This is a genomic window from Streptomyces sp. TAA204, from assembly GCF_000424965.1.
Genome location: NZ_AUKW01000006.1, coordinates 1 through 23,268, shown reverse-complemented (window position 1 = coordinate 23,268; position 23,268 = coordinate 1). Strand labels below are relative to the sequence as shown.

Here is a 23,268-nt window from a genome sequence, read left to right as displayed (position 1 = left end):
GCCGTGCTCCGGTGCCGACCGTGCCGCCGTGCTCCGGTGCCGACCGTGCCGCCGTCACCGTCGACGGTGACGGCGGCACGGCGGCTTCCGCTGCGGTGCGGGCCGTTCGGCAGCCTCAAAGCGGGCGCGGGGCGAGGCATCACCCCGCCGCCGGGTTCAGGCGCCGCGGCCCGCGGGCGTGAGCCAGACCGCGGAGTCCGGGTCGAGCGTGCCGCCCCCTGCACGGCCGTTCCCGGAGGCGAGCAGCGGGACGGCCCCTTCCGGCAGCGGCACGGGACGGCCGGAGAGATTGACCCGGCACTCCAGGAAGTCGCCCCTGCGGAAGGCGAGTTCGCCCTCGGCCGCATCCAGCCACTGCAGATCCGCGCCCCTTCCCCGGAAGCCCCTGCGCACTCCGAGCGCGGCACGGTAGAGCTCCAGGAAGGAGTGCGGGTCGCCCTTCTGCGTCTCCGCGGAGTACTCCCCCCAGCCCTCGGGCTGCGGCAGCCAGCCGCCGCGCGGGCCGAAGCCGCAGGAGGGCCCGTCCTGCTGCCAGGGCAGCGGGACGCGACAGCCGTCGCGTCCCTTGTGGGTGTGCCCGGTGCGCTCCCACATCGGGTCGCGCAGCGCCTCGGCGGGCAGGTCCGCGACCTCGGGAAGCCCCAGCTCCTCGCCCTGGTAGAGGTACGCGGTGCCCGGGAGCGCCAGTGTGAGCAGTGCGCAGGCCCGGGCACGGCGGCGGCCGAGTTCGAAGTCGGGGGCGGGCTGCCTGCCGTCCGTCATGAGCCAGTCGGCGAGGCCGGTGTCCTGCGGGAGTCCGTAGCGGGTGACGTGGCGCACGACGTCGTGGTTGGAGAGCACCCAGGTCGGCAGGGTTCCCACGGAGCAGGCGCCTTCGAGGGAGGTGTCGATGACGTCACGGAAGGCGTGCGCGTCCCACGGGCAGCGCAGGTGGAAGAAGTTGAATGCCTGGTGGAGTTCGCCGGGCCTGGTGTACATGGGCAGCCGGGCGGCACTGACCCCGGCTTCGGCCACGGCGATGCGGGGCGGTTCGTAGGCGTCCAGGATCCGGCGCCAGGAACGGTAGACGCCGTGCACCTCGTCGCGGTCCCAGAAGGGGTGGTCCTCGCCCTGCGGCGGGGAGTTGAGGGGTGCGGCGTCGTTGCCGCGGGTGTCGCGCAGCGGAGGGCCGAGGTCCTTGCTCAGCCCGTGCGCGACGTCGACGCGGAACCCGTCGACGCCGAGGTCGAGCCAGAACCGCAGGGTGCGTTCGAAGTCGGCGGCGACCTCGGGGTTGTCCCAGTTCAGGTCCGGCTGCTCGGCGGCGAATATGTGCATGTACCACTGGCCGTCCGGTGTGCGGCTCCAGGCACCGCCGCCGAACTTCGACTGCCAGTCGGCGGGAGGCTCCTCCCCCTCCGGTCCGCGGCCGTCCCGGAAGTGGAAGCGCTCGCGGGCGGCCGAACCGGGCGCTGAGGCCAGCGCCTCGGTGAACCAGGGGTGCTGGTCGGAGCAGTGGTTGGGCACGATGTCGACGATGACCCTCAGCCCGTGGCCGTGGGCGCGTGCCAGCAGTTCGCGGAAGTCGTCGAGGGTGCCGTGCCGGGGGTCGACGTCGCGGTGGTCGGAGACGTCGTAGCCCCCGTCGGCCCAGGGCGAGCGGTAGAACGGCGTCAGCCAGAGCGCGTCCACTCCGAGCCCCGACAGGTGGCCGAGGCGTTCGGTGACGCCGCGCAGATCCCCCATGCCGTCGCCGTCCGAGTCGGCGAAGCTGGGGACGTACACCTGGTAGACGACGGCCTCCCGCCACCAGGCGGCGGAGGCTTGCCTCTGGTCCGGGCCCGGGTCCGGGGCCTGCCGGGGGGTGCTGGCTGTCACGGTGTCCTTCCGTCAGGTCGCGTGTGCGGCGCTCCGCCGGCGGCGGCCCGCGCCGACGGGCACTGTACGGAAGTTGTGACCGCCGTTGAAGGCGTGCGTGTGCGAGGGCTGCGGCGTGCGCGCCGGCACGCCGTAGGCTGGTGGCCGCACGCAAGAAGAACGGCAGCCGGGCCCGGAGCAGGCGCTTCACCCGGCCGGAAGGAGGCGCTGGGTGATCGAGCTCGAGGGAGTTCCCGAGCTGGTCGACCCGGTCATGGTGGCCGCGTTCGAAGGCTGGAACGACGCCGGCGACGCCGCCTCCACCGCGGTCGGGCACATGGAGCGGGAGTGGAAGGGCGAGGTCTTCGCCGCGCTGGACGCCGAGGACTACTACGACTTCCAGGTCAACCGGCCGCAGGTCTGGCTGGACGGCGACGTGCGCAAGATCACGTGGCCGACGACCCGGCTGGCCGTCGTACGCGTCGACAACGCAGACGGCAAGGGCGGCCCGCGCGATCTCGTGCTGGTGCGGGGCATCGAGCCGAGCATGCGCTGGCGGTCCTTCTGCAACGAGATCCTGGGCTTCGCCCACGAGTTGGGCGTGGAGATGGTGGTGGTGCTGGGCGCGCTGCTCGGCGACACCCCGCACAGCCGCCCCGTTCCGGTGACGGGCGTGACGTCCGACCCGGACCTCGCCCGCACGATGAACCTGGAGGAGTCGCGGTACGAGGGCCCCACCGGCATCGTCGGCATCCTGCAGGAGGCGTGCACGCACGCGGGCGTACCCGCCCTGAGCCTGTGGGCCTCGGTCCCCCACTACGTCTCGCAGCCCCCCAATCCGAAGGCGACCCTGGCGCTGCTCAACCGGCTGGAGGACCTCCTGGGGGTGAGCGTGCCGATGGGCGAGCTGCCGGAGGACGCCCGTGCCTGGCAGCTCGGTGTGGACCAGCTCGCCGCCGAGGACAGCGAGGTCGCGGAGTACGTCCAGTCGCTGGAGGAGGCGCGGGACACGGCCGAGCTGCCGGAGGCATCGGGAGAGGCCATCGCCAAGGAGTTCGAGCGGTATCTGCGCCGGCGGGACGACGAGCCCGGGAGCGGTCCCCCCACCGCGGGGGGCAACTCGAGCCGGACCGGGCCGGGTCCGGCCAAGCGGGGCAAAAGCGGTGGCCGGGGACGCGCTTCGAAGCCGCCGGCGAAGGACGGCCGGCAGGACGGCGGGGGCGAGGGCGGGAAGGACGCGGACGGCCGCGGAGCCGACGGCGGCCCCGCGGCGACGGACAGCGCCGGCAGCAACGGCGGCACAGACCGCCAGGAGAACCCGGACAGCCAGGACGGCCAGGACGGCCAGGAGGGCACGAACGGCGCGAACGGCACGGAGGACCAGGACGCCGGGCAGAGCCGGAACGGCACGGCCGGCAACAGCAAGAGCGGCAAGAGCGGAAGCACCAGCAGGAAGAGCAGCAACGCCAAGGGCGGTCGCGGCAGCAGGAGCGGCGGAAGCGCGAAGAGAGGCAAGAAGACCGAGGACGGGGAGTCCCCCGCGTCCCCGGAGAGCGACCCGCCCGAGGAGACCGGCGACGAGTGAGAACCGCACCCCGCTCCCGGTGAGTGGGCAACGCCGAGGGCCGCCCCCTGCGACATCAGAGGGCGGCCCTTCGTCCGTGGCGCAGAAAGCTTACGGCGCCGGGCAGTTGCGGACGCGGCCGCTACAGCGCGACGCCCAGAAGAGCGTCGACGGCACGGGAGACCGTGCCGGGCGCCCCCGTGTCCGTACCGCCCCGGCTCTCCTGCTCCGCGGCCCAGGCGTCCACGGCGGCCAGCGCGGCCGGTGCGTTCAGGTCGGCCGCCAGAGCCGCCCGTAGCTCCTCGACCGTGCCTTCGGCGGGCGGTCCGTCGGGCCGGGAGACAGCGGCACGCCACCGTGCGAGCCGGGCGACGGCCTCGTCGAGGACGGCGCCGGAGTACTCCCAGTCCTCGCGGTAGTGACGGGAGAGCAGCACCAGGCGGATCGCGGCCGGGTCCACGCCCTCACGGCGAAGCTGTGAGACGAAGACCAGATTGCCCTTCGACTTCGACATCTTCTCGCCGTCCAGACCGACCATCCCGGCGTGCACGTACGTCTGGGCGAAGGGATGCTCGCCGGTCAGGGCCTGGGCGTGCGAGGCGCCCATCTCGTGGTGGGGGAAGGCGAGATCGGAGCCGCCGCCCTGCACGTCGAACCCCATGCCGAGGTGCTCCAGGGCGATGGCCACGCACTCGATGTGCCAGCCGGGACGGCCGGGGCCGAGCGAGGCACCGTCCCAGCGCGGTTCGCCCTCGCGGGCCGCGCGCCACAGCATCGGGTCCAGGGGGCTCTTCTTGCCGGGCCGCTCCGGGTCGCCGCCGCGCTCGGCGGACAGCAGCCGCATGGTCTGCGCGTCGAGGCGGGAGACCTCGCCGAAGTGGGGGTCGGCGTCGACGGAGAAGTAGACGTCTCCCTCCAGTTCGTACGCGGCGCCCTGGTCACGCAGTTGCTCGACCATCGGGACGATGCGCGGGATCGACTCGACCGCACCGACGAAGTGCCGCGGCGGCAGCATCCGAAGCGCCGTCATGTCCTCGCGGAAGAGGGCCGTCTCACGCTCGGCGAGCGCGTCCCAACCCTCGCCGGTGGCCTCGGCCCGCTCCAGCAGCGGATCGTCGATGTCGGTGACGTTCTGTATGTAGTGGACCTGCCGCTTGGTGTCGAGCCACACGCGCTGCACGAGGTCGAACGCGTTGTAGGTCGCCGCGTGCCCCAGGTGAGTGGCGTCGTAAGGGGTGATGCCGCAGACGTAGATTCGGGCGACGGGACCGGGGGCGAGGGTGACGAGGCCGTCGGTCGCGGTGTCGTGGATCTCCAGGTCGCGGCCCTGACCAGGCAGGGCGGGGACCTCGGAAGCGGGCCAGGCATGCATTCCCTGAGCCTAACCCGGCGGGCCGCCGGGCATCCTGACGGGACCGTCGCGGTCATCTCCGCGGGCGGAGGATTGGCTTGATGGACGCTCTTGACGAAGGCTCGGCGTCAGCCGCGGGCGCACGGCGCGCACCTGCCCGGCGTCCGGGCGGGAGTGTGGGCGCGACGGTGTCCAGCGGGGCGGTGTCCGGCACGGTGTCCGGTCACAGGGCTACACCGGCGGCCAGGGGATCGCGGGCCAGTCACCGCCGGGCAGCGGGTGCCGTCCGGACTTGCACAGCGCGTCGACCCGCTTGCGCAGGGCATCGAGTTCAGCGGGCGTGATCAGTTCGGACAGCCGGTCGCTGAGCGGGGTGCCGTCGGCCAGTTCGGCGGCCAGTCGGCGAAGGGTGGCGGCCGCCTCCGGCGTGATCTCCTCGCCTGCCCAGCCCCACAGCAGGGTGCGGAGCTTGCCGTCCGCATGGAAAGTGACACCGTGATCGATGGCGTACAGCCGTCCTCCGGGCACGGGCAGCAGGTGTCCGCCCTTGCGGTCGGCGTTGTTGATGACGGCGTCGATGACGGCGAGGCGCCGCAGCCGGGCGTCGTCGGCGTGGACGAGCAGCGCGGGGCGCCCGTCGCCGGTCTCCACGTGCCCGACCGTCTTCCAGCCCTCCCCCGGCTCCCCGCCCTCGACGACGGTGAGGAGGTCTTCGCCCGGTGCCGCTTCGCCCTCCCCGCTCTCCCCGTGCTCGCCGTCGTCCTCGCTCTCCTCCCCGGCCGGTCCCTCCCGCTCGTCCCCGTGCTCCTCCTCCGGCACGCCCGCACCGTCCTGGGGGGCGGTGCCGGGCAGCCTCCCGACCCACGCCTGGCACATGCCCTCCCCGTACGGGCCGTCCCGCAGCACCGTCGCCGGGATCAGGTCCCAGCCGGTCGCACGGGAGATCTCGTACGCGGCCACCTCGCGCTGCGCGAGCGTGCCCTCCGGGAAGTCCCACAGCGGGCGCTCCCCCGCCACCGGCTTGTAGACGCAGGGCACGCTGCGGCCCTCGTGTTCGACTTCGCCGAAGAGCACCGCGTTCGAGGCCTGCGGAATCCGCCCCCGTACGGACAGGGTACCCAGCGCGAGGTGCTCACGCGTCGCGTCGGACGCCGGCGAGGAGGCCGGGACGGCACCCGGCGACGGGGAGGAGGAATCGGCGGGCGGCCTCATTCGCCCCGCCGGTATCCGTTCTGACGGGGGCACACATGTCCCTCCGAGTCGAGCGGCAGGCTGCACAGGGGGCACGGCGGACGGCCCGCGTTGACGACCTCCAGGGCGCGCTTGGCGAAGGCGCGGGCCATGGTGCCGTCCAGCCGGACGCGGAGCATCGGCGGACCGTTCTCGTCGTCCTGCAGGAGGCGCTCCTCGGCATCGGCGAGGTCCTCGTCGGAGTCGGCCTCCAGCTCGACGATGGCCTGCGCCTCGACCACCATCTTCTCGCCGTCGCCGTCCCAGGCCAGTGCCATGGTGCCGACTCTGAACTCCTCCTCGACGGGGGTGTCCAGGGGCTCCTTGTCGTCGATCTCGGTGGGTGCCACCGCCGGGACCGGCGCGTTCCCCCCGGACCGCCGCACCACTTCGTCCAGCAGCTCGTCGATCCGCTCGGCCAGTGCCTCGACCTGTGCCTTCTCCAGGGCGACGCTGGTGGTGCGGCCCGAGGCCGAGGCCTGGAGGTAGAAGGTGCGCCGTCCTGGCAGTCCGACCGTGCCGGCGATGAATCGGTCCGGCGGGTCGTAGAGGAACACCTGACGGGACACGTCCTGCTCCGTTGTCGTCGACGTCTACTCGGTCAATGGCACCCTACTGCGCGTGCCGATCTTCGCGCTCAGGCGCCGCCTCCCACAGTCGCGTTGCTGCCCCGGTCGCGGCTTTTGTCTTCCTCACCCGGGGTCGGCCCTCCTGCTTCCCCGCCGGCCGGGGCGTTCTCCTCCGCGTCCCCGGCGGGCGGTTCCGGCGGTGCGAGGGAGTCCAGTTCACCGGTCTCGCCGAGCCGCAGCAGGAAGGGCCGCAGGACGGTGTAGCGGATGACTGTGAGCGAGCAGGGCCCCACCGCGATGCGCTGGAAGAGGTCGAGGTGCATGCCGAGGGCGTCCGCGACCACCGATTTGATGATGTCGCCGTGCGAGCACATCGCGTAGACCGCGTCCGCGCCGTGCTCCGCCTCGATGCGGGTGTTCCACTCGCGGACGGCCTCCACCGCCCGCGCCTGCATGGCCCGCATCGACTCGCCGCCCGGGAAGGCCGCCGCGGACGGGTGCTGCTGCACCGTGGTCATCAGCGGTTCGTCGGCGAGTTCGGCCAGCTTGCGCCCGCTCCAGTCGCCGTAGTCGCACTCCGAGATGCGTTCGTCGGTGTGAACGGCCAGGCCCCCCCGGGCCGTCGCGAGCGGTTCGACGGTCTCCCGGCAGCGCTGGAGCGGGGAAGTGACCACGGTCGACAGCGGCAGGGAACTCAGCCGTCCGGGCAGGGCCGCGGCCTGGCCCCGCCCGTGCTCGTCCAGGGAGACGCCCGGGGTGCGGCCCGCGAGCAGTCCCGCGGTGTTGGCGGTGGAGCGGCCGTGCCGTACGAGGATGAGCGTGGGCATGTCCGCCACCCTAAGCGAGCCTTCCGGCGGGGCCGGACGGTGGTTGTCCGCACGGCATCGGGGCACAATGACCCTTCGTGATCGTGGACTGCGCCATCTACCGGGACGGACGCCGCACAGAGCTGCCGTCCGACTACTCCGAGGCCCTGGCCGAGGCCAGGCGGGCCGACGCCGCCTTCGTGTGGATCGGCCTGCACGAGCCGACCGAGGAGGAATTCGAGCACGTCAGCAGCGAGTTCGGACTCCACCCGCTCGCCGTGGAGGACGCGCTCCACGCGCACCAGCGCCCGAAGCTGGAGGTCTACGCCGACTCCCTCTTCCTCGTCCTCAAGCCCGTCTCCTACCACGAGCCGCCCGCGACCGTCACAGCCGGTGAACTGATGCTGTTCGTGGGTGACTCCTTCGTGGTGACGGTCCGGCACGGGGAGGCCAACCCGCTCGGCGCCGTGCGCGAGCGGCTGGAGGAGGAGCCGGGAGTGCTGCGGCTGGGCCCGACCGCGGTGATGTACGCGGTCAGCGACGCCATCGTCGACCAGTACATGGAGGTCGCCGCCGACCTCCACATCAGCCTCGACGCGCTGGAGGAGGACGTCTTCGCCCCGGAGGGCCATCTCGCGCGCGACACCGCGAGCCGCATCTACGGCTTCAAGCGCCAGGTCCTGGGCTTCCGCCGGGCGACAGGGCCGCTTGCCGAGCCCCTGGAGCGGCTGGTGCGGGCCGGTGTGCCGTTCGTGCCCGAGGACTCACGGCCCTTCTTCCGCGACGTCAGCGACCACCTGACCCGCGTCAACGAACAGGTCGACAGCCTGGACAGGCTGCTGTCCGACATACTCTCCGCGAACCTCGCGCAGCTGAGCGTCCGGCAGAACGACAACATGCGCAAGATCTCCGCCTGGGCCGCGATGTTCGCCGTCCCCACGGCCATCGCCGGTGTGTACGGGATGAACTTCGACCACATGCCCGAGCTGCACCAGGTGTGGGGGTATCCGGTGGTGCTCGCGGTGATCGCGGTGTCCTGCCTGCTGCTCTTCCGCGTCTTCAAGCGCCGCGGCTGGATGTGACGCAGGCCCGCGAGGGCCGGACGGGACGGGCGTAACCCCGCGGAGGCGGGCGCGTTGTGCTGCGTAGCGGCCGTGGCGGGGAGGACACCCGAGCCCCCACCACGGCCGTGGGCATGTCCGGTCCCTCCGCGGGACCGGGTGTTACGAGCCCACCCCGGCCCGTTCCAGGGCCTCCACCCCGGCTCGCAGCCCGCTGATGCGCTCGTCGAGCGTGAAACCGGACGGTGCGAGGGAGAGCGTGGTCACTCCGGAGGCGGCGTAGGCCCGCATCCGTTCGGCGATGCGGTCGACGGGGCCGAGGAGCGTGGTGGAGTCGATGAGTTCGTGCGGCACGGCGGCGGCTGCGCCCTCCTTGTCGCCGGCCAGGTACTTGTCCTGGATCTCGGCGGCCTCCTTCTCGTAGCCCATGCGCTGCGCGAGCCTGTTGTAGAAGTTCTGCTTGCGGCTTCCCATGCCGCCCACGTACAGGGCGGTGTAGGGACGGAACTGGTCGGCGAGAGCGGGCACGTCCCCGCCGACGGCCATCGGCACGGTCGGGCACACGTCGAAGCCTGTCAGGCCCGGCCCCTTCCCGGCCTTCTCCCGCCCCTCGCGCAGGTGCCGGAGGGTGGTGTCCTCTGCGTGCTCGGGCGAGAAGAAGATCAGCAGGGCGCCGTCGGCGATCTCGCCGGTCTGCTCCAGATTCTTGGGGCCGATCGCGGCGATGTAGAGCGGGATCTCCTCGCGGACGGGGTGCACCGTGAGCTTGATGGGCTTGCCCGGGCCGTCCGGCAGCGGCAGGGTCCAGTGCTCGCCCTGGTGGCTGAGGCGCTCCCGGGACATCGCCTTGCGGATGATCTCGACGTACTCACGGGTGCGGGAGAGCGGCTTGTCGAACTTCACCCCGTACCAGCCCTCGGAGACCTGCGGCCCGGAGACGCCGAGCCCGAGCCGGAAGCGGCCCCCGGAGAGCGAGTCGAGCGTCGCGGCGGTCATGGCGGTCATGGCCGGCGTGCGGGCGGGGATCTGGAAGATGCCGGAGCCGACGTCGATGCGCTCGGTCTGCGCCGCCACCCAGGACAGGACCGTGGGGGCGTCGGAGCCGTAGGCCTCCGCGGCCCAGCACACCGAGTAGCCGAGACGGTCGGCCTCCTTGGCGACGGCGAGGTTGTCCGCGTCCATCCCCGCGCCCCAGTAGCCGAGGTTGATACCGAGCCGCATGTGGTCCCCTTACTGATCAGTAACGTCACTGTCCCGGGGACTCTAGCGTGCGCCCGCAAGTAACCTCAACGCCCATGGAGGCAAGGCACCTGGGCCGCACCGGCATGCGCGTATCCCGAATCGGCCTCGGCACCCTCACCTGGGCACGCGACACCGGGGAGCGGGACGCCGCGGATCAGCTCAAGACGTTCTGGGAAGCCGGCGGCACACTGGTCGACACCGCGGACGTGTACGCCGACGGCGGCGCGGAGTACCTCCTGGGCAGGCTCGTGGAGGGGCTCGTACCGCGCCGGGACCTGGTCATCGCCACCAAGGCCGGCAGCGTGCCCGACCCCTACCGGCGCTTCGACTGCTCGCGCGGCCATCTCCTCGCCGCGCTCGACGCCTCCCTCGAACGGCTGCGCACCGACTACGTGGACCTGTGGCAGGTGCACGCCTTCGACCCGGTCACACCGCTGGAGGAGACCCTGCAGGCCCTCGACATCGCGGTCAGCAGCGGCCGGGCCCGCTACGTGGGGATCTCCAACTTCTCCGGCTGGCAGCTCGCCAAGGCCGCCACGTGGCAGCTCGGCACCCCCGGTACGCGCACCCGGCTGGCGAGCACCCAGATGGAGTACTCGCTGCTCCAGCGCGGCGTCGAACGCGAGGTACTGCCCGCCGCGGCGGACCTCGGACTCGGCCTGCTGCCCTCCTCACCGCTCGGACGCGGCGTGCTCACGGGCAAGTACCGCGGGGGTGAGGCCCCGCCGGACTCCCGCGGCGCCTCCGAGCAGTTGGCCCCGTTCGTCGCGCCCTATCTCGACGAGGCCGCGAGCCGGATCGTCGACGCGGTCTCGACGGCCGCCGACGGACTCGCCGTCTCCCCTCTGCAGGTGGCGCTGGCGTGGGTGAGGGACCGGCCCGGCGTCGCCGCGCCGATCGTCGGCGCACGCACGTCGCCGCAACTGACCCAGGCGCTGTCAGTGGAGGGCCTTAACCTTCCTGACGAGATCTGCCGAGCGCTCGACGACGTGTCAGCGCCGGTGCACAGCTATCCCGACCAGGACTGGAGCGTGCTGTGACGGACGACAAGGCAGCCGAACTCCTCGCGGCCGTAAGGGCGGTGGAGAATGGTGAGCGCTCCGCGGCGTCCTTCTTCCCCGACTCCGGCGGCACCGGGTCCGCGCGGCGGGCAGCGGCGCCCGCCGGCCCCCGGCCCTCAACTCCCGCCCCGCGTACGGCCCCTTCGGGCTCCACGGGCCCGGCCGGGCCCGTGGAGGTCTCCGAAGACCTGCGGGCGGTGCTGACCGAGGGAGGCGCTCCGCAGGAACTGGCGGCCCAGGTCGCCGAAGCCCTCGGTGAGCAGGCCGCCGGGCTGCTGCGCGACGACCCGTGGCAGTTGCTGGCCACCCCCGGAGTACGTCCCGAGCAGGCCGACGGCTTCGCCCGCGCCCTGCTGGGCGGCGAGTGCGGACCGGACGACGAGCGCCGCGCACAGGCCCTCGTCGTCTGGCTGCTGGAGCGCGCGGCCCTGGCGGGGCACACGGCCCTGGAGCCCGCCGACCTGACGAAGGACCTGTCCCGGCACGCGGTCCCCCAGCCGGACGAGGCGGTCCGTACGGCCGTCGACGCCGGAGCGGTCCTCGTCTTCGAGGACGGACTCGACGCCCTGCCCGGGGGAGCCGCGGGAGCGGGCGGCGGCACGCAGGAGAGCGCGGAGGAGCCCGGCGCGCAGGAGGAGCGTCCGGTACGGCTGCTGATGGGCCTGGACCGTTACGCCCTCGCGGAGGAGAGCCTCGCGGACGGGCTGGCACGGATGATCAGCGCCCGCCCGGCTCAGGCACCGGCCGGCGGTGCGGGTGACGGGCCGGATGCGGAGACGGGCACGGGCACGGGCACGGGCGAAGCCGGCGGCGAGGACCCGGCGGCGGGCCGTGCGGCCTGGGAGGCTGCCGCGGCGTCGGCGTCCTCGCCGTCGGCGGCGGAGCTGATCCGCGCGGTCGCGGACCACGGGCTCATCGCTCATACGGGCGGCGAGACGGCACGCGCGGAACCGGCCGAACTCGTCGCCGCGGCACGGCGGATGGGCCTGCGCGCCTGCGTCGCCACGCACAGCGCCGACGCGTGCGCGCGCCTGGCCCGGCTCTTCACGGACCACGGCGAGGGCAGCGGTGAGGGCAGCGGCCGGGAGCACGCTCCGGCCGTCACCCTCGCCGGACTCCTCGACGGCCGCGAGGGCCCGGGCCGGGACGGGGACGGGGCATGGGCGCTCGACCTGCTGGTCGTCTGCGACGCTCCGCAACTCGACGCGGAGACCGGCGCGGCAGTGGTGGAGTCGCTGCCCGACGGGGCGCGGCTGGTCCTCAGCGGCGATCCGTACCTGCTCGGCTCGGCGGGCCCCGGCCAGGTGTTCACGGACGTCCTCTCGTCCGGTGCCTGCCCCCGGATCGCCTCGCGCACGCCCGACCCCGGGCCCGTCGGCGAACTCGTCTCCGGCATCGGCGCCGGCGAGCTGAACCAGGTCGACGCCCCCGGCAAGGAGGTCGTCATCGTGCCCGTCCGGGACGCCCCGGAGGCCGTGCACCGCACCGTCCAGCTCGTCGCCGACTCCGTGCCCCGTGCCCTGGGCGTACCCAGCGCCGACACGCAGGTCATCACGCCGGGCCACGGCGGAGCGGCGGGCACACGGACGCTGAACGCCGCGTTGAAGGAGCGGCTCCACCCGGGCCCGGGCCGCTTCGGCGGCTTCGACCCGGGCGACCGCGTGGTGCACACCCCGTCCCCGGGACGGACGGCGCCCGCCGTCGTCGTCTCCGGTGACGAGGAAGGGCTGCGCCTGGAGTACGCGGGCACGGGCGCCGCCGTGACCGTCGCTCGCGACCGTGTGGCGGCCACCGTCCGGCACGGCTGGGCGGTCACGGCGCATCAGGCGCTGGGAATGCGCTGGCCCGCGGCCGTGGTCGTGCTGCCCGGCGACGCCACCGGGGCGCTGACGCGTGAGTGGGTCTACACGGCCTTCGGCCGGGGCGAGCGGCATCTCTCGGTCGTCCACGGCGCGGAGGACGCCCTTCCGCGCGCCGTCGCCTCGGCGGTCTCTCCTGAACGCACCACCCGGCTGCGCACCCTGCTGAAGCGGTCCGCTCAGGCGGCGGCCACCCCGTCTCCGGCCGCGGGCAGCGCCACGGCGGCCGGAGACGCCGGTTGATCCCGCTTAGCGGCGGCCCGCACCGCCGCCGCTGTCCCGCTCGTCGTCCTCGTCCAGTTCCAGATCGGACTCGTCGAAGACGGAGCTGACGTCGAACCGGCAGATCACGCGCTCGGGGTCCGCCTGGTCGAACGGCGCGGCCAGCCACTCCCCCGGCTCGCTCGGCTCGTCGCCCGCCGCCACCCACAGCGTCGAATCGCCCTCGTCCAGCCCGAACTCCTTGTGCCGGGTGGCGATCTCGTCGGCCTCGTACTCCCCGAAGAGGACACCGAGCGCCGCGTGCACACTGCTGCCCGCGGACGTTCCGGCGGCCGTCTCCTCGTCGGCGGAGTCGGGATCGAGGTCGGTGACGCGCTGCGCCTGGGCGAGCAGCCGCTGCGGCTCCACGACGGTGTAGTCGCGGCGGATCAGCACCGTCAGGGCGCTGGGGGCTTCGGGGCCGGTGTAGGCGGGCATCGAGTCGCCGCCGGGGATCTCGAAGGGGGTGACCTCGTCGTACCTCTCGTACAGCAGCTCGTCATACGCCTCGCCGGCCGCCGCGAGCTCGTCGAACGCCGCGTAGACGGCGGTGTCGGCGGCGCCGCCGTCGTCCTTCCCGGCACCCTCCGCGCGTCGCTGGATCGCCTCCAGGTGACGGTCCAGTGCGTCCTTCACGGTTTCGGCGGCGGCGCGTACGTCGGCAGCGGTGGGCTGCGCAGCATCAGACATAGTGCAGACGCTATCCGCATCCGTCCTCTGCCCGCACAATAGATGAGATGCCGGAATACGAATTTCGCGATGTGTACGTCCCGCGCGGGGTGTCCCGCAAGGCCACGACCCGACTGTTGACCGAGCATGCCGAGTACGGGCACTGGGAGTTGGCCCGGACGCGGCTCTATCCCGACGGCAGCCGCAGGGTGCGGCTGCGCCGCCGGATCATCCGCCAGCTGCGCGCCACGTGGTGAGCGCCCGGGACGGGCACGGCCGCACAAAGCAGCGGAGCGGGCCCCACGTGTGTGGTGCCCGCTCCGCCGTTCGTACGGCGATCTCTGATCAGCGCCGTGCGACCCGCCCACGCCTGTAGAGGACGAAGCCGCCGATCAGCAGCCCCGCGCTGATCGGAGCGGCGATGCCGAGCGCGTCGGCGCCGGTGTGCGCCAGTTCGCCGGAGACCGGCTCGGACTCGCCCTGCACGTCGGTGGTCTCGGGACCGGTCTCGCCCGCGGGCGTGGTGCCCGGTCCCTCCTCACCGGCCGGGGGCTGCTCGGGGCCGGGCCCCTCCGGGCCACCGGGCTCCTCCGGGTTACCGGGCTCCTCCGGATTGCCCGGCTCCTCGGGATTCCCCGGGTTCTCCGGGTTGCCCGGGGTCTCCGAGGAGGGGCCGCCGCAGTCGCCAGTGGCGGTGTTCCCGGCGCCGAGGACGCTGACGCTGTTCCCGCAGACATCGACCGGCACCTGCACAGGAGCCTGCACGTTGTTGCCGGAGCCGACGCCGTTGGAGTCCCGGGAGACTCCGCTCGTCCCCGAGGAGCCGTCGTCCGAGCCCCCGCCGCAGTCCCCCACGGCGGGGTTGAGAACCCCGGCAACGCTCACGGTGTTGCCGCAGACGTCGACGGGAACGTCCACCGGTGCCTGGATGTTGTTGCCCGAGAGGATCCCGGACGAGTCGCTTGTCACTCCGGTGTCCGCGTACGCCGTACTTCCCGCGAACGAGGCGAGCACACCGCTCGCCGCGGCCACAGTGATCAGGCCTGTTCTTGTGACCTGTCGCATGGTTCGATTCCCCTGACTTGCTTTCTGCCAATGAGTTACTGGGGCACACAAAGGGGGCGTGTTTTCTCTCTCGCGCCCGCCCCGGGAGTGCCCGGACGGTCCCCGAAGTCTTCGGGGACTCCAAGGCCGTCCGGACGTCACCTCCTCGACGGAGGAGGACTCGGCTTCAGACGCACACGCTGCCGCTGGCCGGGTTCATCACGCCGAGCACCGAGATCGTGTTGCCGCAGACCTTGACGGGCACGTCGACGGGAACCTGGATGTTGTTGCCGGACACCACGCCCGACGAGTCGCTCGCGAGGGCGCCCGTGTCCGCGACGGCCATACCCGAACCGGCGATCACGAGTCCGCCGGCGGCGGCCGCGACAGCGGCAACCTTCTTGATCATGAATTCCTCCTTGTTGGCATTGCGGTTCCAACCACGAACCGCACCACCTGTAACGAAGACGGAGTAATTCAGGTACGAGTGGGCGCGGGCATTCACTCTTTCAGGTTGCCTGCGTACGGGCTGTCGAATTCCAATTCCCTTGTCGCGGACGCGAAATCGGGCGGCACGCCAGGGGAAGCGTGCCGCCCGGTTCCGGAGGATCAGCCGGGCTCAGCAGTCGTCGAGGAAGCGGTCCAGAACCCGCACCCCGAACTTCAGTCCGTCCACCGGCACCCGCTCGTCCACCCCGTGGAACATCCCGGCGAAGTCGAGTTCGGGCGGCAGCTTCAGCGGCGCGAAGCCGAAGCAGCGGATACCCAGATCGTCGAAGGACTTCGCGTCCGTGCCGCCCGAGAGCATGTACGGCACCGCGCGCGCCGCCGGGTCCTCGGCCTTCAGCGAGGTCTGCATGGCCTCCACGAGCGCCCCGTCGAAGCTCGTCTCCAGCGCCTTGTCGGCGTGCACGTCCTCACGCTGTACGCGCGGCCCCAGCACCCGGTCCAGGTCGGCGAGGAACTCCTCCTCGTGGCCCGGCAGGAAGCGCCCGTCGACGTGGGCGGTGGCCTGGCCGGGGATGACGTTGACCTTGTAGCCGGCACCCAGCTGGGTCGGGGCCGCGGTGTTCTGCAGCGTCGCGCCGATGATCTTCGCGATGCCGCCGAGCCTGGCGAGGGTCTCCTCCATGTCCTCGGGGTCCAGTTCGGTGCCGAGGGCGTCGGACAGCTCGTCCAGGAACGACCGTACGGTCTTGGTCACCCGGACGGGGAACTTGTGCCGGCCCAACCTCCCCACGGCCTCGCACAGTTCGGTGATGGCGTTGTCGCTGTTGGTCATCGACCCGTGCCCGGCGGTGCCGTCCACGGTCAGACGCATCCAGTGCATGCCCTTCTGCGCCGTCTCGATCAGATACAGGCGCAGATCCTCGTTGACGGTGAAGGAGAAGCCGCCGACCTCGCCGATGGCCTCGGTGACGCCCTCGAAGAGGTCCGCGTGGTTGTCGACGAGATGCCGCGCCCCGTACAGGCCGCCCGCCTCCTCGTCCGCGAGGAAGGCCAGGACCACGTCGCGCGGCGGCCTGCGACCGCTGCGCAGCCGCTCCCGCACGACGGCGAGGGTCATCGCGTCCATGTCCTTCATGTCGACGGCGCCGCGCCCCCAGACACAGCCGTCGGCGATCTCCCCGGAGAAGGGGTCGTGCGTCCAGTCCGCGGCGTTGGCGGGCACCACGTCCAGATGACCGTGGATCAGCAGGGCGGGACGGGAGGGGTCCTCACCGGCGATACGCGCGACCGTGGAGGCACGGCCCGGGCTCGACTCGAGGATCTGCGGCTCCAGCCCCACCTCGGCGAGCTTCTCCGCGACGTACTCCGCTGCGGCCCGCTCTCCCGGGCCCTTGTTGCCGCCGTAGTTGCTGGTGTCGATCCTGATGAGATCGCGGCAGAGGTCGACGACCTCACTCTCGGCGCTCGCACCGTCACCGGTCGGTCGGGGAGTCGACTGGTTCACACTGCCTCCTCATGTCGCGGGGTCCGCCCCCATCCTCCCCCTTCGCACGCGGGCCCCCAAGAGCGGAGACGGCCGGGTGATCTGCGGCGTCCCCCCGCAGTGTTAAAGTTGGGGCCTGCCGCACGCCCATGGCGCGCGGCGCACCTGGTCGGGGTGGCGGAATGGCAGACGCGCTAGCTTGAGGTGCTAGTGCCCTTTACAGGGCGTGGGGGTTCAAGTCCCCCTCCCGACACGGACGCTGCGCACACGCGGCGGCAGGTCGTGACTCAACGGTCACAGTCTGTCGCCGCGAGTTGTATGGGAGCACCAGGCCGAGCGCTTCGTAGATCGGCCGCTTCTCTGCACGGGCAGCCGCGAGGGGCCAGTCTTCCATGTCGCCGAGCGTGCGAGTCATGGCCTCCAGCTCCGCCTCGGAAGCGATGTCTTGTGGGCGGCTCCGCCGGGCAGCACGGACCCGCTGCTCGACGGCTCTTCTCCTGCTGCGTCTCGTCCATCCACTGGGTGACCAAAGCGGGCTCTGGCCCCGCGTCAAGCGCGACCCGGTAGCCGGTAAGTGAAGTTCCCCCGCTGAGCTGGACAGTCTGATACCGGGATCGATGGCCCCGGGGGAAGCAGCTCAGGCAGTGACCAAGAGCAACATGAGTAAGCGGTACTCCGCGTGGTTCAAGCGGGAGGCGGTCGCTTCGGCGTGCTCGGAGGCTGCGGTCAGCCTCCCCAATGCCGTAGCACCCCTGCCGCTGCAGCTCCACGATGTGCTCGGCCGCACGCCGCGGCGCAAGGCCACCCCGTACCAGCACCCCTGCCTCGATGTTGCGCCGCGCTGCCGACCCGGTCAGGTTGGCGCTGCCGAGGAAGAGCAGCCGGCGGTCAGCGACGACGAGCTTGGCGTGCTGGCGCGAGGCGGGGCCGTCGTGGGCCCCGCGCTCCCAGTGCCACAGCCGAACACCCACCATCCCGGCGAAGGCGGCGCCGGGTTCATGCCCGGAGAGCAGGCCGCCAGTGGCCGCGGTCTGCCACGTCCCCGGCCGCGCTGCTCGCGTGCGCGGCCGGGGACGGAGAGGGTGGCTGGCCCTTCGCGGGCTACCGGATGGCGGCCTTCACCGACACCGAGGAGGAGTCCGAGAGCCTCCTCGGCCGGCTTCCCTGGACGGCGGAAGGGGCGCTGGAGAAACGCGGCGCGCTCTTCTTCTCCCGGGCGCCGTGGACTGAACACCTCGTAGTCGAACGGAACTTGATGACGGGCCAGAACCCCGCCTCGGCCGCCCGTCCCGCCGGGCACCTCCTCGGCACACTCCGCCACACCGAGCACATCCGATCCACCGCCGACGGCCCGGGCCCGCGGCCCGAACACACCGCGGGCGCGGGCCCCTTCGCCCCGTCAGCCGCGCCGCGCGCCCGCCCCTTCCTCCTCCGCCCGGAGAATCCGGTCGGGACGGATCGGCAGGTGCCGGTGCCGTACTCCCGTCGCGTGCCACACCGCGTTGGCGATCGCCGCCGCGGCGCCCACGATGCCGATCTCGCCGATGCCCTTGATGCCCACCGGGTCGTCGGGGTCGACGTCGGTCACCCAGTCCGCCTCGACGTGCGGGACGTCGGCGTTCGCCGCGACGTGGTAGCCCGCGAAGTCGGCGCCCACGGTGGCCCCCGAGGCGTCGTCCCTGGCGGCCTCCTCGTGCAGCGCCATGGAGATGCCCCAGATCATCCCGCCGACCAACTGACCGCGCGCCGTCAGCGGATTGACGATCCGGCCCGCCGCGAAGATGCCGAGCATGCGCCGCACCCGTACCTCGCCCGTGGCGGTGTCCACCGCGACCTCGGCGAACTGCGCCCCGTACGAGTGCCGTTCGGTCTCCGTGAGGGCCCCGATGGCCGCGGCGGTGTCCGAGCGTGCGGTGATGCCTTCCGGCGGAACGCTGCCGCCCAGGGCCAGTTGCTCCCGCAGGTCACGCGCTGCGGCCGTCACCGCCCACGCCCACGAGCGGGTGCCCATCGAGCCGCCCGCGATCATCGCCTGGCCGAAGTCGCTGTCACCGATCCGTACGCGTACCTGATCGGTGGGGACCCCGAGCGCGTCGGCGGCGACGAGGGCGAGGGCGGTGCGCGCTCCGGTCCCGACGTCCGCCGCGGTGATCCGTACGGTGAATCCGCCGTCCTGCTCGGCCGTCACGGCTGCCGTGGACGGGATCGCCCGGGAGGGGAAGGAGGCGGCGGCCGTGCCGGTCCCGATCAGCAGGTGCCCTTCCCGGCGGATGCCCGGACGGGGGTCGCGCTCCGCCCAGCCGAACCGGCCGGCGCCCTCGCGGAAGCAGGCGAGGACGTTCCGGGTGCTGAAGGGCAGTCCGGAGACGGGCCCGGTCTCGGGTTCGTTGCGTGCCCGCAGCTCGATCGGGTCGAGGCCGCACTTCTCGGCGAGTTCGTCGAGCGCCGACTCCAGCGCGAACGAGCCCGGTGCCTCGCCCGGCGCCCGCATGAACGTCGGGGTCGGCACGTCCAGCCGCACGAGCCGGTTGGCGGTGCGGTGCGCGGTGGCGTCGTACATCACCCGTGCCACCCCGGCGCTCGGCTCGACGAACTCGTGCACGGTCGAGGTGAGGCTGAGGGAGTCGTGCTCCAGGGCGCGCAGCCGCCCGTCGGCGTCGGCGCCGAGCCGGACCCGCTGCGCCGTGGGGCTGCGGTAGCCGGTCAGCGTGAACATCTGGCGCCGGGTCAGCACGACACGGACCGGACGCTGGAGCACGGTCGCCGCCATCACCGCGGCCACCTGGTGCGCCCGTACCCCCTTGGAGCCGAAGGCGCCGCCGACGTGTTCGGAGCGGACGCGTACCGAGGAGGGGTCGAGCGAGAACAGCTTCGCCAGCTCGTTCACGATCCAGGCGCTGCCCTGGTTCGAGTCGACCAGCTCCAGCCGCCCGCCCTCCCAGCGGGCCGTCGCCGCGTGCGGCTCCATGGGGCTGTGGTGCTCCTCCGGCGTGGTGTACTCCTCGTCCACCACGGCGGCGGAGGAGGCGAGTCGGGCCGCCAGGTCGCCCTTCTCGGCCACGTCCGGCTTCTCGGGGCCGCCGGGGGCGTACGCGTCCGGGCGCCCCGTATCGAACGCGACGTCGTGCGGCTCCTCCTCGTACTCCACGACCAGCGCCTCGGCGGCCTCCCGGGCCTGCTCTGAGGTCTCTGCGACGACGAGCGCCACCGGCCAGCCCCGGTGCGGGACACGGTCGTTCTGGAAGACGGCGATCGTCGGGTCCGGCGGTCCCAGCATGCCCGCGTAGTCGGTGTTCACGTGCGGGGCGTTGCCGTGGTGCAGCACGGCGAGCACGCCGGGCATCGCCAGGACGGACGCGGTGTCGACGGGGCGGACGCGGCCCCGGGCGACGGTGGACAACGCGAGCCAGCCGTGGGCGAGTTCGGCGAAGGGCACGTCACCCGCGTAGCGGGCGGTCCCGGTGACCTTCTCGGGACCCTCCACCCGCGTGTGCGGGGAGCCGTGCGCGCCATGGGCCGGGGGCGTGGTTCCGGTCGTGGCAGTGGTCATCGGGAAGCCCCCTCGCTCAGTTCGGTCAGCACGGCCACCACCAGGTTCCGGATCAGGGTCACCTTGTATCCGTTCCCGGACAGCGGCGCCGCGGCGGCGAGTTCGGCGTCCGCGGCGGCGGCGAAGCCGGCGGCGTCGGCCGGTGCCCCGGTCAGCACCCGCTCGGCCTCGCGGGCGCGCCACGGCCGGGACGCGACCGCCCCGAAGGCCAGGCGTACCTCGTGCACGGAACCCTCCCGCACGTCGAGGGCAGCGGCGACGGAGCCGATCGCGAAGGCGTACGAGGCACGCTCGCGGACCTTCCGGTAGCGCGAGTGCGCGGCGACCGGGGCGGGGGGCAGCGTGACGCCGGTGATCAGCGCCCCGGAGGGCAGCGCGGTCTCCACGTGCGGGGTCGAACCGACCGGCGTGTAGAAGTCGGCCAACGGCAGCTCTCCCTGGGAGGGAGCACCCCCGGGCTCGTCCGCCGTCTCATACGTGACGACCGCGTCGAAGGCGGCCAGCGCCACGCCCATGTCCGACGGGTGGACAGCCACACAGTGCTCGGAGGCGCCCAGGATCGCGTGGTTGCGGTGCTCGCCCGCGACGGCGGGGCAACCGCTGCCGGGTTCCCGCTTGTTGCACGGCTGGGTCACGTCACCGAAGTAGCCGCAGCGGGTGCGCTGGAGCAGGTTGCCGCCGACCGTGGCGACGTTGCGCAGCTGCCCCGAGGCACCGGCCAGCACCGCCTGCGTCAACGCCGGATAGCGGCTGCGGACCTCGGGGTGCGCGGCCAGTTCGCTGTTGGTGACGGTGGCCCCGATGTGCAGGCCGCCGTCTTCTCTCGTCTCGATCCGCCCCAGCGGCAGACGGCTGACGTCGACGAGCCGCGCGGGCCGCTCGACGCCGGTCTTCATCAGGTCGACGAGGTTGGTGCCGCCGCCGAGGTAGCGCGCGCCGGGATCGGCCGCGAGCTGCGCGACCGCACCGGAGACGTCGAAGACGCGCTGGTAGCCGAACTCCCTCATGCGGAGACCTCCGTTGCCGGGTCCGCGGGCTTCCCGGGAGTCCCCTCGGCCCCGGTTCCCGTCCGTGCCGCAGCCGCCCGTGCGACGGCCTCGACGATCTGCACGTACGCGCCGCAACGGCACAGGTTGCCGCTCATCCGCTCCCGGATCTCCTCGGGCGTCAGCTCCGGCGGTGCCGCCTCGGTCCGTACGTCACCGGTGACGGCGCTCGGCCAGCCCGCCGCGTGCTCGTCGAGCATGGCGACGGCCGAACAGATCTGTCCCGGCGTGCAGTAGCCGCACTGGTAGCCGTCGAGGTCGAGGAACGCCTGCTGCACCGGGTGCAGTTCGCCGCCCTCGGCCATCCCTTCGATGGTGGTGATGTGACGGCCTTCGGCGGCTACGGCCAACTGCAGGCAGGAGACAGCCCGTTGTCCGTCCATCAGTACGGTGCAAGCACCGCACTGTCCCTGGTCGCAGCCCTTCTTGGTACCGGTCAGATCGAGACGCTCGCGCAGGGCGTCGAGCAGGGTGGTGCGGTGGTCGACGAGCAGCGCGTGTATCTCGCCATTGATGTCCAACGTGATGTCGCTGGACGTCGATGGATCCATGCTCGGCCTTCTTTCGGGGGTCGGAGCGCGTCGGGAACTCTCCCGGAGGCGGCGGATCGCGGGCACGGGGGCCGCGCGGGCGGTACGGGGTGAGGACGGCCACGAAAGTGCAGGTGGGGCAGGAGCATTGAGGGAGTCCGCCGGTAAGGTGGACCTAACCCAACCGGACAACTGTCCGTTGATCTCGAAACGTACCGGACAATTGTCCGCTTCAGCAAGTGCAGTTCCGGACGCGAGCCCGCGAGGAGGACGAGTGCATCAGGGGAAAGAGGTATCCCTGCGCTCAGACGCACAACGAAATCGCGAGCGCATCCTCGACGTGGCACTGGAGGAGCTGACGCGCTCCGCGGACGTCCCGCTCAGTGCGATCGCGAAGAAGGCATGCGTCGGACAGGCCACCTTCTACCGGAACTTCCCCAGCCGCGAGGCGCTCGTACTGGAGGTTTACCGCCACGAGATGCGGCAGGTCGCCGACGCCGCGACCCAGTTGGCGGCCACACGCGAGCCCGACGTCGCCCTCCGGGAGTGGATGGACCACCTCGCCCGGTTCGCCATGGCGAAGGCGGGCCTGGCGGACGCGATCCGCCAGGCCACCAGCGCCCCGGGCAATCACGGGAAGCCAGGGCACGGCCCCGTGACGTCGGCCGCGGAGAGCCTGCTCCGGGCCGGCGAGGAGGCCGGCACCATCCGCCCGGGAGTCACCGCGGACGACTTCCTCCTCGCCATTGCGGGACTGTGGCAGGTCGACCCGCACAGCGACTGGCAGCCCCGCGTCGGCCGGCTCCTCGACCTCGTCATGGACGGGCTGCGGGCGGGAGCGCCCAGCCGCTGAACGGGCCGCCCGGCGCCCGCCGTTGACCCGCTCCGGTCAGTGCAGCGTGGGCCGGTGGACCAACTCCTGGATGTGCCCGTCCAGCTAGAGGCGTGTTGCTCGCTTCCAGCGAATCGGACACGCTCGTCGCGCTGTTCGGCCAGAGCCATCAGACCTGCCGGCCGGTAGCAGCTCACGTGGCTCGGGTGCAGAACGTGGCCAGGCCGCTGTCCAGCAGTAGGGCAAGGAAGCGCCGCCCCGGTGCTGCTGGGTCGAGGCCGCAGGCCTGTGACATGGAGAAGACGTCCCCAACGACCGGGCGGCAGCGGGGATCGGTGGTCAACCGGGTTCCGAGCGGAGCCAGTTGCCGCTCATGTCACGTGTCAGTACTGCTCGGTCTCGACGAACCCGGCGTCGGTGTCGTCGTCGGCGCCGAAGGCGTCGGCGGCGGCCGTCGGGTCGAATCCGGGCGGGCTGTCCTTGAAGGTCATGCCCATGCCGGCCAGCTTCGCCTTGACCTCGTCGATCGATTTGGCGCCGAAGTTGCGGATGTCGAGCAGGTCCGCCTCGGAACGCGCGACGAGTTCACCCACGGAGTGGATGCCCTCGCGCTTGAGGCAGTTGTACGAGCGGACGGTGAGCTCGAGCTCCTCGATCGGCAGCGCCAGATCGGCGGCGAGCGCGGCGTCCGTCGGGGACGGGCCCATGTCGATGCCCTCGGCGTCGACGTTCAGCTCGCGGGCCAGGCCGAAGAGCTCGACCAGGGTCTTGCCCGCCGAGGCCATCGCGTCGCGGGGACGCATGGCCTGCTTGGTCTCGACGTC

21 protein-coding genes and 1 tRNA gene are annotated in these 23,268 nt (G+C 72.4%); 7 read left to right on the top strand and 15 right to left on the bottom strand.

The annotated features are described in order from the left end of the window. Positions 1-156: 156 nt before the first annotated feature. Positions 157-1,857: a glycoside hydrolase family 13 protein gene (locus tag H343_RS30370; protein ID WP_486586890.1), complete on the bottom strand. Its 1,701-nt coding sequence runs from the start codon at positions 1,855-1,857 to the stop codon at positions 157-159. Positions 1,858-2,068: 211 nt separating this feature from the next. Between H343_RS30370 and H343_RS30365 the strand changes: the two genes are divergently transcribed. Beyond that, complete coding sequence (locus tag H343_RS30365; RefSeq protein WP_078505544.1) at positions 2,069-3,421, top strand: PAC2 family protein; 1,353 nt, start codon at positions 2,069-2,071, stop codon at positions 3,419-3,421. A gap of 121 nt (positions 3,422-3,542) precedes the next feature. Here the strand turns inward: H343_RS30365 and mshC are convergent, their stop codons facing one another. The 4 genes from mshC to H343_RS30360 form a co-directional block, all read right to left on the bottom strand. Continuing rightward, on the bottom strand, positions 3,543-4,772 hold the full coding sequence (gene mshC, locus H343_RS0112900; protein ID WP_028431493.1) for a cysteine--1-D-myo-inosityl 2-amino-2-deoxy-alpha-D-glucopyranoside ligase: 1,230 nt from the start codon (positions 4,770-4,772) through the stop codon (positions 3,543-3,545). A gap of 210 nt (positions 4,773-4,982) precedes the next feature. Then, the gene (locus tag H343_RS0112895; RefSeq protein ID WP_037903623.1) at positions 4,983-5,963 is read right to left on the bottom strand and encodes an SCO1664 family protein; all 981 of its coding nucleotides are present in this window, start codon (positions 5,961-5,963) and stop codon (positions 4,983-4,985) included. Beyond that, positions 5,960-6,550: a DUF3090 domain-containing protein gene (locus tag H343_RS0112890; RefSeq protein ID WP_028431491.1), complete on the bottom strand. Its 591-nt coding sequence runs from the start codon at positions 6,548-6,550 to the stop codon at positions 5,960-5,962. The genes H343_RS0112895 and H343_RS0112890 overlap by 4 nt, the downstream gene beginning before the upstream one ends. Positions 6,551-6,618: 68 nt before the next feature. Then, complete coding sequence (locus tag H343_RS30360) at positions 6,619-7,377, bottom strand: histidine phosphatase family protein (RefSeq protein ID WP_078505627.1); 759 nt, start codon at positions 7,375-7,377, stop codon at positions 6,619-6,621. 77 nt (positions 7,378-7,454) lie between these two features. Between H343_RS30360 and corA the strand changes: the two genes are divergently transcribed. Next, on the top strand, positions 7,455-8,438 hold the full coding sequence (gene corA, locus H343_RS0112880; protein ID WP_028431490.1) for a magnesium/cobalt transporter CorA: 984 nt from the start codon (positions 7,455-7,457) through the stop codon (positions 8,436-8,438). A gap of 141 nt (positions 8,439-8,579) precedes the next feature. On the opposite strand, the gene H343_RS0112875 is transcribed toward corA, so the two are convergent. Further along, on the bottom strand, positions 8,580-9,638 hold the full coding sequence (locus H343_RS0112875) for an LLM class F420-dependent oxidoreductase (RefSeq protein WP_028431489.1): 1,059 nt from the start codon (positions 9,636-9,638) through the stop codon (positions 8,580-8,582). A gap of 74 nt (positions 9,639-9,712) precedes the next feature. On the opposite strand from H343_RS0112875, the gene H343_RS0112870 reads away from it, so the two are divergent. Together H343_RS0112870 and H343_RS30355 are read left to right on the top strand one after the other, a co-directional pair. Next, entirely contained in the window at positions 9,713-10,699 is a 987-nt protein-coding gene (locus H343_RS0112870; protein WP_028431488.1) for an aldo/keto reductase, read from the top strand. Further along, on the top strand, positions 10,696-12,822 hold the full coding sequence (locus tag H343_RS30355) for a helix-hairpin-helix domain-containing protein (RefSeq protein ID WP_051265118.1): 2,127 nt from the start codon (positions 10,696-10,698) through the stop codon (positions 12,820-12,822). Before H343_RS0112870 ends, H343_RS30355 begins: the two co-directional genes overlap by 4 nt. A gap of 6 nt (positions 12,823-12,828) precedes the next feature. On the opposite strand, the gene H343_RS30350 is transcribed toward H343_RS30355, so the two are convergent. Continuing rightward, on the bottom strand, positions 12,829-13,530 hold the full coding sequence (locus H343_RS30350) for a hypothetical protein (protein WP_037903620.1): 702 nt from the start codon (positions 13,528-13,530) through the stop codon (positions 12,829-12,831). A gap of 47 nt (positions 13,531-13,577) precedes the next feature. Here H343_RS30350 and H343_RS0112855 point away from each other — a divergent pair, with 47 nt between their 5' ends. Further along, a complete protein-coding gene (locus H343_RS0112855; protein ID WP_028431487.1) occupies positions 13,578-13,766 on the top strand; it encodes a DUF5703 family protein in 189 nt (62 codons plus the stop codon). Positions 13,767-13,854: 88 nt separating this feature from the next. On the opposite strand, the gene H343_RS0112850 is transcribed toward H343_RS0112855, so the two are convergent. From H343_RS0112850 to H343_RS0112840, 3 genes are all read right to left on the bottom strand, one after another. Beyond that, positions 13,855-14,574, bottom strand: coding sequence for a chaplin (locus tag H343_RS0112850; RefSeq protein WP_028431486.1), 720 nt, complete (start codon positions 14,572-14,574; stop codon positions 13,855-13,857). 166 nt (positions 14,575-14,740) lie between these two features. Beyond that, complete coding sequence (locus tag H343_RS0112845; RefSeq protein ID WP_028431485.1) at positions 14,741-14,962, bottom strand: chaplin; 222 nt, start codon at positions 14,960-14,962, stop codon at positions 14,741-14,743. Positions 14,963-15,172: 210 nt separating this feature from the next. Beyond that, positions 15,173-16,507, bottom strand: a complete 1,335-nt coding sequence (locus tag H343_RS0112840; protein ID WP_028431484.1) for a M20/M25/M40 family metallo-hydrolase — start codon at positions 16,505-16,507, stop codon at positions 15,173-15,175. Positions 16,508-16,654: 147 nt separating this feature from the next. On the opposite strand from H343_RS0112840, the gene H343_RS0112835 reads away from it, so the two are divergent. Beyond that, a tRNA-Leu gene (locus tag H343_RS0112835) sits at positions 16,655-16,739 on the top strand. A 34-nt stretch (positions 16,740-16,773) separates the two neighbouring features. Here the strand turns inward: H343_RS0112835 and H343_RS34880 are convergent. The 4 genes from H343_RS34880 to H343_RS30345 form a co-directional block, all read right to left on the bottom strand. Then, complete coding sequence (locus H343_RS34880) at positions 16,774-17,460, bottom strand: phospholipase D-like domain-containing protein (RefSeq protein ID WP_106958843.1); 687 nt, start codon at positions 17,458-17,460, stop codon at positions 16,774-16,776. Between the two features lie 425 nt (positions 17,461-17,885). After that, a complete protein-coding gene (locus H343_RS0112825; RefSeq protein ID WP_028431483.1) occupies positions 17,886-20,036 on the bottom strand; it encodes a xanthine dehydrogenase family protein molybdopterin-binding subunit in 2,151 nt (716 codons plus the stop codon). After that, positions 20,033-21,043: an FAD binding domain-containing protein gene (locus tag H343_RS0112820; protein WP_028431482.1), complete on the bottom strand. Its 1,011-nt coding sequence runs from the start codon at positions 21,041-21,043 to the stop codon at positions 20,033-20,035. The genes H343_RS0112825 and H343_RS0112820 overlap by 4 nt, the downstream gene beginning before the upstream one ends. Continuing rightward, positions 21,040-21,633: a 2Fe-2S iron-sulfur cluster-binding protein gene (locus H343_RS30345; protein ID WP_037903617.1), complete on the bottom strand. Its 594-nt coding sequence runs from the start codon at positions 21,631-21,633 to the stop codon at positions 21,040-21,042. The genes H343_RS0112820 and H343_RS30345 overlap by 4 nt, the downstream gene beginning before the upstream one ends. Positions 21,634-21,886: 253 nt before the next feature. Between H343_RS30345 and H343_RS0112810 the strand changes: the two genes are divergently transcribed. Then, positions 21,887-22,465: a TetR/AcrR family transcriptional regulator gene (locus H343_RS0112810; protein WP_028431481.1), complete on the top strand. Its 579-nt coding sequence runs from the start codon at positions 21,887-21,889 to the stop codon at positions 22,463-22,465. A gap of 362 nt (positions 22,466-22,827) precedes the next feature. Here the strand turns inward: H343_RS0112810 and H343_RS30340 are convergent. Continuing rightward, positions 22,828-23,268: DNA-directed RNA polymerase subunit alpha C-terminal domain-containing protein (locus tag H343_RS30340; RefSeq protein ID WP_037903615.1), on the bottom strand; the 441-nt coding region annotated here is incomplete at its 5' end.